General features: G+C 69.8%; 10 protein-coding genes and 1 tRNA gene. 8 read left to right on the forward strand and 3 right to left on the reverse strand.

The features are described 5' to 3' along the window. Positions 1 to 21: 21 nt before the first annotated feature. A complete protein-coding gene (locus AB0J55_RS43350; RefSeq protein WP_364263177.1) occupies positions 22 to 588 on the forward strand; it encodes a carboxymuconolactone decarboxylase family protein in 567 nt (188 codons plus the stop codon). Positions 589 to 651: 63 nt separating this feature from the next. After that, positions 652 to 1,422, forward strand: coding sequence for a hypothetical protein (locus AB0J55_RS43355; RefSeq protein WP_364263180.1), 771 nt, complete (start codon positions 652 to 654; stop codon positions 1,420 to 1,422). On the opposite strand, the gene AB0J55_RS43360 is transcribed toward AB0J55_RS43355, so the two are convergent. Next, positions 1,394 to 2,347, reverse strand: coding sequence for a sigma-70 family RNA polymerase sigma factor (locus AB0J55_RS43360; protein WP_364263183.1), 954 nt, complete (start codon positions 2,345 to 2,347; stop codon positions 1,394 to 1,396). The two genes, AB0J55_RS43355 and AB0J55_RS43360, sit on opposite strands and share 29 nt — an antisense overlap. A gap of 31 nt (positions 2,348 to 2,378) precedes the next feature. Here AB0J55_RS43360 and dnaG point away from each other — a divergent pair, with 31 nt between their 5' ends. Genes dnaG through AB0J55_RS43375 form a run of 3 tightly spaced genes read left to right on the forward strand, consistent with a single transcriptional unit; the run spans position 2,379 to position 5,631 of the window. Beyond that, positions 2,379 to 4,292: a DNA primase gene (dnaG, locus tag AB0J55_RS43365; protein ID WP_364263186.1), complete on the forward strand. Its 1,914-nt coding sequence runs from the start codon at positions 2,379 to 2,381 to the stop codon at positions 4,290 to 4,292. 1 nt (position 4,293) lies between these two features. Continuing rightward, positions 4,294 to 4,815, forward strand: a complete 522-nt coding sequence (locus AB0J55_RS43370; protein WP_364263189.1) for a hypothetical protein — start codon at positions 4,294 to 4,296, stop codon at positions 4,813 to 4,815. Positions 4,816 to 4,863: 48 nt separating this feature from the next. After that, on the forward strand, positions 4,864 to 5,631 hold the full coding sequence (locus AB0J55_RS43375) for a trans-aconitate 2-methyltransferase (protein WP_364263192.1): 768 nt from the start codon (positions 4,864 to 4,866) through the stop codon (positions 5,629 to 5,631). Here the strand turns inward: AB0J55_RS43375 and AB0J55_RS43380 are convergent. Next, positions 5,621 to 5,791, reverse strand: coding sequence for a hypothetical protein (locus tag AB0J55_RS43380; protein WP_003097798.1), 171 nt, complete (start codon positions 5,789 to 5,791; stop codon positions 5,621 to 5,623). The genes AB0J55_RS43375 and AB0J55_RS43380 overlap by 11 nt on opposite strands. Positions 5,792 to 5,958: 167 nt before the next feature. On the opposite strand from AB0J55_RS43380, the gene AB0J55_RS43385 reads away from it, so the two are divergent. Together AB0J55_RS43385 and AB0J55_RS43390 are read left to right on the forward strand one after the other, a co-directional pair. After that, positions 5,959 to 6,031, forward strand: a tRNA-Asn gene (locus AB0J55_RS43385). Positions 6,032 to 6,819: 788 nt separating this feature from the next. After that, a complete protein-coding gene (locus AB0J55_RS43390; RefSeq protein ID WP_364263194.1) occupies positions 6,820 to 6,945 on the forward strand; it encodes a hypothetical protein in 126 nt (41 codons plus the stop codon). A 236-nt stretch (positions 6,946 to 7,181) separates the two neighbouring features. Here AB0J55_RS43390 and AB0J55_RS43395 read toward each other — a convergent pair whose 3' ends face one another. Further along, entirely contained in the window at positions 7,182 to 8,828 is a 1,647-nt protein-coding gene (locus tag AB0J55_RS43395) for a DUF2079 domain-containing protein (RefSeq protein ID WP_364263197.1), read from the reverse strand. Between the two features lie 382 nt (positions 8,829 to 9,210). On the opposite strand from AB0J55_RS43395, the gene AB0J55_RS43400 reads away from it, so the two are divergent. Beyond that, entirely contained in the window at positions 9,211 to 15,951 is a 6,741-nt protein-coding gene (locus tag AB0J55_RS43400) for a PA14 domain-containing protein (protein WP_364263200.1), read from the forward strand. The last annotated feature ends 19 nt before the right edge of the window (positions 15,952 to 15,970 follow it).

Raw genomic sequence — 15,970 nt, forward strand, 5'->3', positions numbered from 1 at the left:
ACCGAGACGAAGGAGACCGCAATGCCGCGCATCACCGCGAAGAAGACCAGGGAAGCCGGACCGGTCGTCAAGCTGTTCTACCGGATCGCCGGCCGCCGCTACGGTGCCGTGCCGGAGCCGATGGCCGTCGTCGCGCACCACCCCGGCCTGCTCCGGGCGAACATCGCGCACGAACTGCTGGTGGAACGCGCCTCGAAGAAGCTCCCGGCGAACGTCCGCGAGCTCGCCGTCTACCGGGTCGCGACGCGGATCGGCTGCTCGTGGTGCGTCGACTTCGGCACCATGCTGCAGAAGCACGACGGCCTGGACATCGACCGGCTCGAGCAGATCGACGCCTACGCGACCTCACCCGCGTTCAGCCGCCAGGAGCGGCTCGCGATCGCCTACGCCGACGCGATGTCGGCCGACCACGTGACGGTGACCGACGAGCAGGTCGCCGAACTCGAGCGCGAGTTCGGCCGCGCCGGCGTGATCGAGCTGACCTACCAGATCGCGCTGGAGAACTCCCGCGCCCGGATGAACAGCGCGCTCGGCGTCGTGGACCAGGGGTTCACCTCCGGCGACGCCTGCCGGGTCCCGCTCCCGTAGGACCCCGCGAACCCGACCCCGGTGGGACGCGCCGGCGGGGTCCGCCGCGGGACCGTTCTGCGCATGCACCTCGTCGCCAGTGAACGGATCAAGCTCTTCAGCATCACCACGCCCTGGGTGTGCGGCGTCTTCACGGTGGCCGCGCTGGTCTTCCCGGCCGCCATCACCGCGCTCACCGCGTCCGAATCGCACCTGCCGCCCACCGTCGCGAGCACGCAGTTCGGCTACCAGCTCGCGCTGGTGGCCGTGCTCGTGCTGGCGGCGCTCGCGGTGACCGGCGAGTACCACTCCGGCACGATCCACGGCACCTTCCAGGCCGTGCCCCGCCGGACCCCGGTGCTGCTGGCCAAGGCCGCGCTCGTCGCCGGCTACGCCTTCCTGCTCGGCGAAGCCGGCGCCTTCTCGGCTTGGCTGGTGGCCAGGATCCTCGCCCCGGACGCCGACCTGGCCCTGGACAGCGCCGCCGACTGGCGGATCGTCGCCGGCACCGGGCCGGTGTTCGCCCTGGCCGCGGTCTGCGGAGTCGCCGTGGGGCTGCTCCTGCGGCACACCGCGGGCGCGGTCGCGCTGGTCGTCGGCTACCCGCTGATGGCGGAGAACCTCGTCCAGCTGATCCCGCGGGCCGGGCAGGCGATCCACCGCTGGCTCCCGCTGAACACCGTCACGAAGTTCCTCAGCGGAACCGGCGAAGCGAACGCGGGCCGGGACGGCGGCAACGCCACCGTCCTGTCCGACTCGCCGCTGAGCCCGGGCTGGGCCCTGGCCTACTTCGCGGCCTTCGCCGCCGTCCTGCTGGCCGCGGCGATCACGACGGTGCGTCGCCGGGACGCGTGATCCGGGCCAGCTTGTCGGGGTTCACGACGTCGTAGATCGCCACGATCTTCCCGTCGCGGACGGTCATCGCCTGCACGTGCTCGTCGAGGTCGAAGAAGCCGTCCTGGCCCGGCTGCGGCGCGAGGTGCATGCCCAGGTCGCCGTTGACCAGCACCGGCGTGCCGCTGGCGAGCGTTCCGGGCGCGTACTTCCTCGTGAGGCCCAGGAAGAACCGGGCGATCTTGTCCGCGCCGACGATGAGCTGGCGCGTGGTCCGGCCCTTGCCGTTCGAGTCGCCGATGAGCACGACGTCCGGGGCCAGCAGCTCGGTCATCGCCCGGATGTCGCCCTGCTGCAGGGCGATCACGAACTTCTCGAGGATCTTCGCCTGGTCGTCGAGCGGGACGCGCGGCGCCGGGTCGGCGTCGGCGAGGGCCTTGCGGCCGCGGGAGGCGTACTGGCGCGCAGCGTCGACCGAGACGCCGAGGGCGTCCGCGATCTCCGCGAACGGCACCGAGAAGGCGTCGTGCAGCACGAAGGCGACGCGCTGCTCCGGCGTCAGCTTGTCGAGGACGACGAGCGCGGCCATCCGCAGCCCGTCGTCGCGGACGGCGACGTCCAAGGGGTCTTCGCTGACCGGCCGCCCGAACGGCGTCACCACCGGCTCCGGCAGCCAGTTGCCGACGTACTTCTCGCGCTGGGCGGCGGCCGACTTGAGCCGGTCGAGGCAGATCCGGCCGACCACCGTGGTCAGCCAGCCCCGCAGGTCGCGGATCGCCGCGCGGCCGGCGTCGTCCAGTCCGGCCAGGCGGAACCAGGACTCCTGGACCGCGTCCTCGGCGTCGGCGCGGGTGCCGGTCAGCCGGTACGCCACCCCGATCAGGTGACTGCGGTGTTCGGCGAACTGCGCGGCGAGGGTGTCCTGGGCGGTGGTCGTGGAGGCCATGCCCCGAGTGTGCCGCAAACCGCAGGATAGAGTGGGTGGCGTGGCAGGACGGATTCGGGAGAGCGACATCGCGGAGGTGCGCGAGCGGAACCGGATCGACGAGGTCGTCGGGGAGTACGTGGCGCTGCGCCGCGCCGGTGGGGGCAGCCTGAAGGGCCTCTGCCCGTTCCACAACGAGAAGACCCCGTCGTTCAACGTCCGCCCGACGCACGGCACCTTCCACTGCTTCGGCTGTGGCGAGGGCGGCGACGTGATCAAGTTCATCCAGAAGATCGACCTGATCTCGTTCGTCGAAGCCGTCGAGCGGCTGGCCGACCGCGTCGGCCTCCGGCTCACCTACGAGGGCGGCGGCGCGACGATCCAGCGCGACCGCGGCAGCCGCACCCGGCTGGTCGAAGCCCACCGCCTGGCCCAGGAGTTCTACGCCGAGCAGCTGGTCACCGACGAGGCCCGCCCGGCGCGGGACTTCCTGTCCGAGCGCGGGTTCGACGCCGCCATGGCGAAGACGTTCGGCTGCGGGTACGCACCCGGCGGCTGGGACAAGCTGACGAAGTTCCTGCTCAACCGGGGTTTCGAGGTCAAGGAGCTGCTGACGGCCGGATTGTCCAAGGAGGGCCAGCGCGGCCCGATGGACCGGTTCCACCGGCGGCTGGTCTGGCCGATCCGCGACGTCGGCAACGACGTCGTCGGCTTCGGCGCGCGGCGGCTGTTCGACGACGACCGGATCTCGGCGAAGTACCTCAACACCGCCGAGTCGCCGATCTACAAGAAGTCCCAGGTCATGTTCGGCCTCGACCTGGCCAAGCGCGAGATCGCGAAGCGGCACCAGGTGGTCGTGGTCGAGGGCTACACCGACGTGATGGCGATGCACGCTGCGGGCGTGCCGACGGCGGTGGCGTCGTCGGGCACGGCGTTCGGCGAGGACCACATGAAGGTGCTTCGCCGGCTGATGATGGACGACGACGCCTTCCGCGGCGAAGTCGTCTTCACCTTCGACGGCGACGAAGCGGGCCAGAAGGCCGCGCTGAAGGCGTTCGAAGGCGACCAGACGTTCGCCGGCCAGACGTACATCGCGGTCGCGCCGGACGGCATGGACCCGTGCGAGCTGCGGCTGGCCAAGGGCGACAGCGCGGTGAAGGACCTGGTCGCGCGGCGGACGCCGCTGTTCGAATTCGTCATCCGCAGCACGCTGAAGAACTACGACCTCGACTCGGTCGACGGTCAGGTCGCGGCGCTGCAGAAGACCGTCCCGATGGTGGCGTCGATCAAGGACCGCGCGGCCCGCGACGGCTACGCGTCGAAGCTCGCCTGGTGGGTGGGCTGGCAGGACGTGGCGCAGGTGGTCAACCGGGTCCGCGGCGCGGCCGGAGCGACCGACAAGCGCGGCGGGGCGCCCGTCCGGCAGCCGGGGCGGGCCCAGACGGCCCCGGCCGCGCCCGCGCAGGACGTCGCCCGCCCGGCCCCGAAGGACCCGCGGTTCGCCGTGCAGCGCGAGGCGCTGAAGGCCGCGCTGCAGCAGCCCGCGATCGCCGGGCCGGAGTACGACGCGCTGCCGCTGGAAGCCTTCACGCACCCGGTGTACGTGGCCGTGCACGAGGCCGTGCTGAAGGCCGGTGGCGCGGGTTCGGGCCTGACCGGCCCGGCGCTGCTGGACGCGGCGGCCCCGCACTGTCCGGAAGGGACGGTCCGCCGGGTGCTCTCGGAGCTGGCCGTGGAACCGTTGCAGGCCAAGGACGAGGTCGACTCCCGGTACATCTCGTCGATCCTCGCGCGGCTCCAGGAGGGCCTGGTCGGGCGGCAGATCGCGGAGATCAAGGGGAAGCTGCAGCGGCTGTCGCCGGTGGAGGCGCCGGACGACTACCGCGCGCTGTTCGGCGACCTCGTCGCGCTGGAGCAGTACAAGAAGTCGCTGGGCGAGCAGGCGGCCGCCGGCGCGTGGAGCTGAGATGGGCCTCCTGCGCCGGTTGCTGGGCGACCGCACACCCGAGGGGTTCACCGGATCCCTTTCCCCGGGCGAAGAGGTGGTGGACAGCGCCCCGGTCGAGGGCGGCGGCCACCTGGTCGTGACGGCGCTGGGCCTGTGGATCCCGGCCGAGGACGGGGCCCGGCGGGTCGGCTGGCACCTGATCGGCAAGGCCGCCTGGGCGGACGGCGTCTTCACGCTGACGGAGTCGTCGGAGGTGGGTGCCGCGGGTTCGGCGGTCGTGCTCGCCGACCGGCCGCCGGTGCGGTTCCGGCTGCCGGCCCCGGGCAAGGTCCCGCGCGAGGCGTACCAGCGCGTCGAGGGCTCGATCCGCTCGCGGCACCGGCAGGAGATCGGCGACGGCGGGGCGTGGTTCGTCCAGCGCAAGATCCCCGGCCGCGACGGCACGGTCCTGCAGGTCCGGCCGGACCCGGGCACCGACGTCACGCTGGTCGAGGCCATCGCCGAGCAGGTCGCCGCGAAGCTGGTCAACCCGGCGGAGTAGCAGTACGCTCGTACTCAGTACAGGCGTACTGCCACCTGGGAGGCGGCCGTGTGGGATCCGGGCAAGTATCTCGACTACGCCGACCTGCGGGCCCGGCCGTTCCACGACCTGGTCTCGCGCATCGGAGCTGCGTCCCCGCGGCGCGTCGTCGACCTGGGCTGCGGCCCGGGCAACCTGACGGCGTCCCTGCGCGAGCGCTGGCCTTCGGCGGTCCTCGAATGCAGCGACAGTTCACCCGAAATGGTGGCGGCGGCCCGGGAGCGCGGCCTCGACGCGGCGGTCCTCGACGTCCGAGACTGGACACCGGCGCCGGACACCGACGTGGTGGTGTCGAACGCGGTCCTGCAGTGGGTCCCGGACCACGACGCCCTGCTGCGCCGCTGGGCAGCCGCGTTGCCTGCGGGGGCGTGGCTGGCGGTGCAGGTGCCGGGCAACTTCGACGCGCCCTCGCACGTGCTCACGCGCGAACTGGCGGCGTCCCCGGCGTGGGCGTCCCGCCTGGCCGAGGTGGTGCTGCGCGAGGACGACGCGGTGTCGGCCCCGCTGGAGTACGCCGGCCTCCTGGCCGACGCGGGCTGCACGGTCGACGCCTGGGAGACGACGTACGTGCAGCCCCTGACCGGACCTTCACCGGTGCTGGAGTGGATCAGCGGAACGGCGCTGCGCCCGATCCGCGCCGCCCTGCCGGACGCGGAGTGGGAGCAGTTCCGCGCCGCCCTGGCGCCCATGCTGGACGAGGCCTACCCGGCGCGCGCCGACGGCGTCACCTGGTTCGAGTTCCGCCGGGTGTTCTTCGTCGCCCGCGTCAGCGCTTGAGCTTCTCCCCGATCTTGGCCCGCGCCACCCCGGCGGCCCCCTGAACCATGGGGTGGTCGACGACCCGGCGGTAGGTGCGCACGAGCTGCTCGTACCGCCCCCGGCCTGCCTTGGCGCCCAGTACGTACCCCAGGCCTGCCCCCAGCAGGAACTTCTTCATCCGCGTCCACGCCTTCCGTCGTTAGGTCGTCCGACTGTCCATTGTCCAGGAAAACCGGCAGCCGGGGGGCGGTTGCGCCAAGTGGGGGGTGGTGTGAAGGGGCTTGGAGGCATGGGCTAAAGTTTCTCTTGTCGGTCGGAGAGACCGGCACCGGAAGTGAGCGACATTCCCCTGTAGCTCAACTGGCAGAGCATTCGGCTGTTAACCGGAGGGTTCTTGGTTCGAGTCCAAGCGGGGGAGCTTCGCAACGAGAAAGCCCAGGCCACCGGCCTGGGCTTCTCTGCGTTGTGGGGCAGTGGCGCCAGGAGGGAGGATTTAGTGATTAAAAACTCCCGCAAAGTGTCGCCGCTGCGGGCATCAGCACCTCGGCGTTCCGGGCCGCCTACTCGATGTGGCCAGGCGCTCGTCCTGGCCGCCAGTGCGTGCATGCTCACCGCGAGCCTGGCGTTGATCGCCTTCGACCCCCGCCGGGCGCGGATCAAGGGGCTGATCGGTCCGGGCGCACCCGCCTTGGCGGCCCTCGTTGCCCTCCTGGCTTGAGCCGCATCCCGGCTTCGGCGACCAGTTGCACATCGGCAAGAGAGTGCGTTGCGCTGATCAGCTCGCGGGTGGAAGCGAGTTGTCTGTCTCGCGGTGGCGGCCAAGCCCGACCGCATCGAACTCGTCGAAGTGCTCACCCTTGATCACGCCAAGCCACCGGAGCGCCTGAGAGATAGGGCTGCCGCCGGCCGGTATCGGCTTTCCAAAGGCCAGGTGCAGGGGGCCGAGTGCTACCTGACCGCCGGCCCATCCCTGCGCGGATTGGGTTCCGCTCCCGCCGAAGTAGCCGGCCTCGACGTAGGTGACAGGACCGTCCGCCGAACATTCCATGGACCTGCAAGCTCCGATGCCGCCACTCACCGTATCCATCCCGCCGGACCTCGCCCCGGCGTGTCGAGCCAGATACGATCGCCGCCTACCAGGCAACTTCCGCTCGCCGCTGACGAGCCGCGACGAATGAAACGCCGGCCGAGGGGTATGCCCGCGGTATGACGACTTCGCCGCTCGAGCCGAACCCGGAAACAGGACGCCAGGAGATCGCGGCCGCCGATCCCGGCCAGGGGCACCCGACACCGCCGACGGCTTCGGGCCTGGCGACACTGGGCCGGATGTGATCATTCCGCACGACGACGCCGAGGTAGAGCCCGAGGCCTGAGGCTGACCGAGATCGTGGGAGCGACTGAACTTGCGGCGGGAAGAGGGCCCGACCTCGACCTTGAGCACCTGTGTCCCCCAGAGCCGACACGGGCGTCATCGCCCACACAGGTATCCCCCCCCAGCCGTCGCTGCCGTGGGCTGGTCGGCAAACCCACCGTGACGCCTCCGCCATCCAGGCGCTGCAGCTGGGAATTCAGCTGATGCGATAGAGACGGCCGCCCTGGACCGCGAGGATCGTGAGCGGTCCGTTCGTAGGGCCTGCCGTTGCCTGCCAGGCTGTCGCTCCTGGCGCGGCTTTCGGGGTTTGCCCGAGGGTGAGGGGCAGGCCGGTGACGCCACCGCCGGTGACCGTGCCGGTCTGGTCGGTGATGAGGATGCAGTCCGGCCGGGTGCCGTTGACGACGGCCCAGCCGGTGGTGATGCCGCCCGCGTCGGTGGCAGGGGCGTCGAGGGCGCCGGCCGGTGTCGGTTGTGCGGTTGTCAGGTCGAGGTGGCTGCCGAGATCGGGGCCGTGACAGCCGAGCGTGAAGCTGTCGTTGAACGGGTAGGCGCCCAATGCGCGGGCTGCGGGGCCGGCGGCGCGCTGGATGTGCAGGGCATCCAGCGCTGCGGGGGCGTCAACTCGCAGTGCGATCGCGGACAGACTGAGCGGCGCGTAGCTGCGACGGACTTCGTCGGCCTTCCTGCCACCGACGGCGTGGGTGACCAGGGACAGTGCGACGACTGCCACGACGAGGTACTGTTTCGGCCACTGTGGACGGTGCACTGTGGTCAGGACGAGCGCGGCGGTGGTGGCCAGTGCAGCGACCAGGACGTACCGGCTGATCAGGCCGACGTTGCCGCCGGGGACGTTCGTCGTCGTCCGGCCAAGCGCGAGCATCAATGCCAAGGCGAAGGCGTAGCAGGCTAACCCTGCCCATCCCGCTTCGATCGCTGCCGGCCGGTGGATGAGGGTGCGTCGCAGCAGCAAGGCGAGTAAGGCGATGGTGAGGCCTCCGGCTATGACCGCGGGAACGGCGATGTCCACCGACCACAGTCCACCGACCGCGGCGGCGACGACCGACAGCCGTCCGTCCGGGTCGAAGGCATCCGTCGCCCCGGACTGCGTCCCGGCGGGCTTGGTGAGCCACCAGGCGATGAGGATGGTCAGCCCGACTACAGCGGGGATCACCACGCGGAGCCGGGGTTCCTTGCGTAGCCAGGCGATGAAGGCGATCACGAACCAGATCGGCAACGCGGCACCGAAACTCAGGCAACCCAGCACAGCGGCCGCGTACGCGCCGGCCCGGCGACCGTGGTGAGCGCAGGCGATCGCGATTGTGCAGAACGTGACCGCGGGGACCCAACTGATGCCATTCGTGCCCTGCAGCCACAGTTCGGTCGCGTGGGAACTGAACAGTAGCCATGACATGGCCGCGGTCAGCGTCCCCCGCGTCGTCGGGCTCACGTGTCGGGGCAGCATCGTCCGCAGTGCGAACACCGCGACCGCAAGCAGGGCAATCGTGAGGACCGTCAGGACGCGGTTGTCGCCGCCGAACCACGCTGCGTCGGCGTAGAAGAGCAGCGAGGGCACGACGAACGGCTGGTCGAGGTGGTAGGTGAAGACCTGGCCGAGCAGAAGACTGCCGTTGTCGTCGGTGATCTTGGCGAAGACGTGCCAGTAGTCGAGCAGCACGTGCATCTTCGGCGCACGCAGGGCAGCCAGCAGCGCCAGCGCGAAGGGAACGGCGGCGAAGACCCACAGCGCCGCGACGCCGAGCCGATGCGTGGACGGCCGCCGGACCTCCCCGATCGTGCGCGGGATCGATGCGGTGACGTCCGAGGCGTCGAGCGCGGGCATGGGTCTCCTGCCGAAGGGTTGCGTGAGGTCCGGTGACGGCCGGTCCGGCGGCGATCGTAGCCGGTGAGTCTCCGACGCGGACGGTGGTGCTGGAGCCTCTACTGGATCAGGTATCAGTTGGCAACTGTGTGCTTCATCTCACTCGACGGTGTAACGACGGTGTGAGGTTCCGCCGATGCAGCGTGCGGGCAAGGGATGAGAATTCCCGACCCTGGGGCGAACCGGCATGACGTGCGCGGAGTGCCCCGGTGCCATCCCGCGGCGGCGTGGTGCTCCGCGGGCCGTTGGGGGCGGTTACGGCGGATGCCGGCCGCCGGGGGAGGAACTGGCCGTGCTGCGGTTGTCGCGTCCTGTCCAGCTGGTTCGCTGGGTCCGAGCCGTTGTGCTCGCCCTGGCGATGACTCTGCTCGTCGGTAACGTCGAAGCCATCGCGGCTCCGCCGCGCCTGGTGGAAGCGCCGAAGCCGATCGATCCGCGCGACGTCGGGTTGCTGCCGTCGGCCGCGCCCGCTTCTGTCGCGCCGCAGGCGCCGTCGAAGGCGGATTTTGCTGCTCAGAGCCGGTTGGATGGGGGTGCGGGGACGCACTTCGACCCGCAACGCTCCACGCCGGTGTCGCGGTCGATGTTCGTCACCGAGTACGTCAACCCCGATGGCACGCACTCGGTGCGTCAGTCGAACCAGCCCCTGAACGTCCAGGACGACAACGGCCGGTGGCAGCCGGTGCAGACCACCCTGGCCACCGACCCGGCAACCAAGCGCGCGGGCGCGGACAACCACCCGCTGAGCCCATCGCTGGCCACCAAGGCCAACGACGCCGCGGTCCTGCAGATCGAATCGGGCGGCCACACCGCGGGCCTGGCGCTCGACCAGGCCGCTCCGGCGACCGCCGCAGTGAAGGGCGACTCGGTCACCTACCCGGAGGTCGCCGCGGGTACGGACCTGGACTACGAGGTCACGCCGGGCTCGGTCAAGGAGACCATCAAGGTCAAGCGTCCACCGGCCGACGGCCGCTCGTCGTGGAAGTTCAAGCTCACCACCGGCGACCTGACGCCGAAGCTCGAGAAGAACGGCGCCGTCACCCTGGCCGACAAGAGCGGCACAGCGAAGATCGTGCTGCCGCCGATCGAGACCTGGGACTCCGCGGGCAACGGCGAGACCGCTCCGGCGATGACGGGCGGCACCTACACCCTCGAGAAGGCCGGGTCGGACTGGTGGCTGACCGTCGCGGTCGACCCCAACTGGCTGCGCGACCCGAAACGCGTGTATCCGGTGTTCGTCGACCCGACGTTTACTTACAGCGTCACCGAGTCGCACTCCTACCGCTCCGATGGCACCAACTGCGACGCCTGTGGCCTGCGGATCGGCAACAGCCAGGCGAACGGCGACACCTACAACCGCAGCGTCTTCCACATGGACTACTCGCCGCTGTTCGGCAAGACCGTGGTCGGCGCGCGAATGGACCTGACCCGCAACACCAGCGTCGTCGGCTCGGTCAAGACGTGGAACGCGAACCTTTACCACGCGTCGGCGTTCAACTACAACGGCGTCGGCGGCTACATGACCAGCGCGCTGGTGGGCGACGTCGGCAGCTTCGTCGGCGAAGGCCTCACCGGGTTCATCCGCGACCGCGTCAACGCCCGCGACGGCACGGTCTTCTTCATGATGATCGGCGCCGAGAACCCCGGCACCTGGACTTACAAGAACCTCAACGCCACCCTCACCGTCGACACCGGATCCCCGGCTCCGGCCACCACGTTGGTTGCGCCGGTCGACGGCACCGTGTCGACGTCGCTGACCCCGACGCTGTCGGTCAACCCGGTCACCGACCCCGACGGCGAGCAGGTCAAGTACTGCTTCCGCATCGCCACCGGCGCCGACGCCAAGTCCGGTGTCGTGGTCGAGTCCGGCTGTCTGACCACCCCGACCTGGACGGTTCCGGCGGGGATCCTGCAGGACGGCGTCGCCTACACCTGGCAGGCGATGACCTACAGCGGCACCACCACGATCACGCCGACCTGGATCGGCCATTTCAAGATCGACCAGCGCATCGGGGACCACGGGCCGGCGCCCACCGACACCGAGGGCCCGGCGGAGGTCAATCTCGCCAACGGCAACGTGTCCCTGGAAGAAACGACGAGTGCGCGCGGCGCGGTCGGTGGCAGCGCCGGCCTGACGTTCCGCTACAACGCGCAACAGGCACAGGCCAAGGGTCTGCGGGCCTCGTACTTCAACGACCTGAGCCACAACGGCAACGTCAGCCCCTCACAGCAGCCGGTACTGGTCCGCACGGAACCGCAGGTCAACGTCGACTGGGGCGTCGACTCTCCCTTCGCGCCGGCTCTGCCAGCGGACTACTTCGTGGTTCGCTGGGAAGGCTTCTTCCAGGCCCCGGCGGCCGGTACGTACCAGTTCGCCGGGACCCACGACGACGCCGCCCAAATGTGGATCAACGGCTCGCAGGTCTACACGAGCACGGGCCCCAGTGACGTCAACTGGACCCAGGCCACGAATGTCACTCTCACCGCCGGGCAGCGGGTACCGATCAAGGTCGAGCTGCAGGAGCTGACCGGTGCGGCCGGCATGCGGCTGTTCACCCGCACCACCGATGGCACCACCGTACCCGCGCAGATCGTCCCGTCGGACTGGCTGTACACCAGCGACCTGCCCGCATTGCCGCAGGGCTGGTCCGTGTCGGCCGACCTCGACGGTGACGGCGCGACCTTCACCGGCGTGCAGGTCACCGACCAGACTGTCGTGCTCAGCGACACCAGCGGCGCCAAGCACACATGGACGAAGAAGAGCATGGGTGGCTACGTGCCGCCTGCGGGGGAGGACGGCGTCCTGGCGCTGGCCACGAACGGTGCGGTGACCTTCACCGACGATGGGGGCCAGATCTACACGTTCCGGCCGGACGGCCGTCCGGAGTCGGTGACCAGCGCAGCGGATGTGACCAAACCCGCTGCCCTCCAGTACGTCTACGACGACGCAGCGACGCCGGCGCGGCTGCGTCAGATCAAGGACCCGGTATCCGGCCGCGTCGCCACACTGTCGTACAACCGATCCGGTGACGACTGCTACGGCGGCCGCACCGCGCCGAGCGGAGCGGACGCGTTGCCGCCGGCGCAGATGCTCTGCCGCATCGTGCTTTGGGATGGTACGCAGTCCGTCCTGTGGTACTCCGGCGGCAGACTGAGTCGCATCGAGAACCCCGGCTCGGAAGACACCGACTACGGTTACAACGCAGACGGGCTGGTCAACCAAGTCCGCGATCCGCTGATCAACGACTGGATCGCGGCAGACCCCGTCACGCGCGCGGGCAAGACCGAGGTGCTCACCTCCATCGGCTACGACACCAGCTCGGGCAAGCCCAAAGCGACCGGGGTCACGATGCCCGCCCCGGCGCTCGGGCAGCCGCGGCCGGGCCACACCTACCGGTACGATCCGGCGAACCGCACGTCGTACGTGGATGTCGCGGGGGTGTCGCCTTCGAGCGGCTTTTCCCGCCGGGTCACCTACGACGCCGATCTTCGTTCCCTTTCCACCACTGATGGTTCCGGTGCCACAGTCAGCGCCGAGTGGAACGCGAAAGATCAGGCCGTTGCCTCGGTGGACGCCACCGGGCGACGCTCGACGACGGTGTACGACTACGCCGACCGAGCCGTGGACCACTACGGCCCGGCGCCGGCCTCGTGTTTCGCCGGTCAGCTGCCGACCGCCGCGTGCGCCGGTTCTGTGGCACACACCCACACCGGCTACGACGAGAACATCAACGGCCTGTCGGTCGCGTACTTCGACAACGACGCGCTGTCGGGTCGCCCGAAGGTCGCCGCGACCGGCATCGGCACAGCCGATGGCTCCCTGGTCCGCAACTGGGACAACGCGGCACCGGTGGCGGGCATCCCTGCCGATCACTTCTCGCTGCGCGCCACCGGGGACATCACCTTCCCCCAGGCCGGTGACTACACGCTGCGGGTGCTTGCCGACGACGGCGTTCGCCTGTGGATCGACGACCAGAGCGTCATCGACGACTGGCGGAACACCACCCCGGCGTGGCGTCAAGCGATCGTCCACGCCGACACGGCCGGTCAGACCAAACGCATCCGGCTGGACTATTACGAGTTCGATCTGACCGCACAGCTGGAGCTGCACTGGACCACGCCCAGCGGTACCCAGCAGCCGGTTCCCGGTACACAGCTGCACCCCCGCTACGGCCTGGCAACCAGCTCCACCACCGACGACACCTCGGGCGGCAGCGTGGAACGCTCGCCCTCGACCCGGACCGCGACCAGCTACTCCGACCCGGCCAACGGCATCGACCCCGTTCTGGGTCTGGAGGTCTCGGCGACCGAAGACCCGAACGGCCTTGCCCTGACCGGACGCACCGCCTACGAAAACCCTGGCAGCGGCTACCTGCGCAAGACAGCCAGCGCCCTGCCCGCCGACGACATCACCAACGCCGCGCGGCGCGAGTCGACCACGTACTACGGCGACTCCGAAACCCGCGCCAACCCGTGTGACCCGAACTCCACGGCCGTCAACCAGGGTGGTGCGGCGAAACTGTCGACCGACGTGGACGGCACCGTGACGGAAAGCGTCTATGACGCCGCAGGCCGGGTCGTGGCCACCAGGGTCGGCACCGAACCCTGGTCGTGCACGACCTGGGACGCCCGCGGCCGGGCGACACAACGTACCTACCCGGCATTCGGCGGCCAGCCCGCCCGCACACTGACCTACGACTACGCCGTCGGCGGCGACCCGCTGGTGTCGAAGGTGACCGACGAGAACGGCACCATCAGCACCACCGTGGACCTGCTCGGCCGCACCGTTGCCTACACCGACGTCAACGGAGCCACCACCACGTCGACATTCGACCAGGTTGGTCGCCTGCGGACCGCTTCCACCACGGTCCGCGGCGCCACCAGCCTGCTCGTCTACACCTACGACGATGTATCTCGGCTGATCGATGTCCAGCTCGATGGCCGCAGCGTCGCCACGCCCACCTACACCACAGCCGGTGAACTCAAGGACGTCACCTACGGCAACGGATCGCGCCTGGACGCCGTCGGGCGCAACGACGCCGGACTGACGACCTCGCTGGCGTGGAAATTGGCCGAATCCACCGTGATCGACACGATCACCCGATCGCGCAACGGGCGCGTCACCGACGACGCCGTCACCGACAACGGTGCCACCGCCGCGCAGTACTCCTACACTTACGACACTGTCGGCCGTCTCGTCGCGGCCACCGTGCCGCACCACCAGCTCAGCTACCGATTCGACGCGACCGGCGGCTGCGGCACGGCGACGAACGCCGGTCTCAACAGCAACCGCACCGCGTCACTGGACAGCAAGGATGGTGCCGTCGCCACGGTCACCAACTACTGCTACGACGCCGCGGACCGTCTCCAGGCGACCACGGGGGCTACCGCGCTGTCATTCGGTTACGACGCTCACGGAGACGCCACCACCGTTGGCGGTGACACCCTCGGTTACGACGCCACCGACCGGCACGTGTCCACTCGAACAGCTGCCGGCACGCTGGTCGCCTACACACGCGACGCAGCCAACCGCATCGCCACCCGGACCGTCACCGGCTCCGCCAAGCCCACCGACAACGGCGTCACCCGCTACGCCTACAGCGCCGACGACGACAGCGCCGACTTCGTCCTTGCCTCCGACGGCAGCCTCGCCCAGCGAATCCTTCCGCTGCCCGGGGGCGCGCTGCTGACCAAGACCTACGACCAGAACCAGACCACCAACTGGGCCTACCCCAATCTGCACGGCGATGTTCTTGTCACCGCCGACGGCAGTGCGACCCGCACCGGCGGGATCTACCTCTACGATCCCTCCGGCCAGGACATCAACCCATCCACCGGCGCGATCGGCGACATCCCGGTGCCTGCGACCGCCCAGGGCGGACTCGACTACGGCTGGCTGGGCCAGTACGAGCGTCCCGTCGAGCACCTGGCCGGGCAGCAGGCCATCGAGATGGGCGCTCGCACCTACCTGCCCGCGCTGGGCCGCTTCCTGCAGGTCGACCCCGAACCCGGTGGCTCGGCCAACGACTACGACTACGTACACGGTGACCCGATCAACGGGCTCGACCTGGCCGGAACGTGGAGCTGGGGCGGCTTCTTCAGCGGGGCACTGAAGGTCGTCACCGCGGTTGCCACAGTCACCTCCTTCATCCCCGGCCCGATCGGGACCGTGTCGTCGTTCGTCTTGGCCGGCGCCCACGCGATCCAAGGTGACTGGGGCGCGGCGGCGATGGACCTGCTCGGCGCGATCCCCGGCGGCCGGCTCGCGACGCACCTGGCCGAGGAGACCGCCAGCATCGGATCCAAGTTCCGGAGAGTCGCCGCCTGCGTCGTCGGCAACTCTTTCGCCCCCGACACCGACGTCGTCACCGCCGATGGCACCACCGAAGCCATAGACCGGGTCACCGTCGGCGACCGCGTGCTGTCGGAAGATCCAGCGACCGGGGCGGTCAGCGTCCAGGATGTCACTGCGGTCATCGTCGGGCACGGCACCCGGCACTTGATCGACATCACCGTCAAGGGCAGTGATCACGCGCTCACCGCTACCGACAATCACCCGATCTACGTTGTCGGCCGTGGTTGGGTCCATGCGGCCAGCCTCCGTTCCGGAGACCGGGTCGTCGACCCGAGTGGGACGACGCATGTTGTGCGTGAGGTCCGCGATCGCGGCATGGTGGCCGGTCAAACGGTCTACAACCTCAGCATCGATCAGACCCACACCTACGTCGTGAACTCCGGTGGCGTCGCGCTGCTCGTCCACAACGGATGCAGTTCCACCAGCGGCGAGCACGCCGCGGCGTCCCTCGGGCGCCGCGCCCACAAGGAGTTCAGCAGCTACCTGCCAACTCGCGGCTATCGCAACGCCCGAACCCTGCGGTCCGGTCGCCGGCCCGACGGGATCACCCCCGGCGGCCACCCGGTCGAGCTCAAACCGGCAAACCGCCGAGCGATCGCGCGCGGCAAACGTCAGCTCCGCGGTTACATGCGCGAAATGGGCACCCGGCGTGGTGAACTGTGGACCTATCGGGTCAATCAACACGGCCACTTCACGTTCCGGCGGCACAGTATCCTGCGCATCAGGTAGGAGGAGAGGACACAGCCGA

The sequence above is a fragment of the Amycolatopsis sp. NPDC049688 genome, assembly GCF_040674975.1.
Classification (GTDB): Bacteria; Actinomycetota; Actinomycetes; order Mycobacteriales; family Pseudonocardiaceae; genus Amycolatopsis.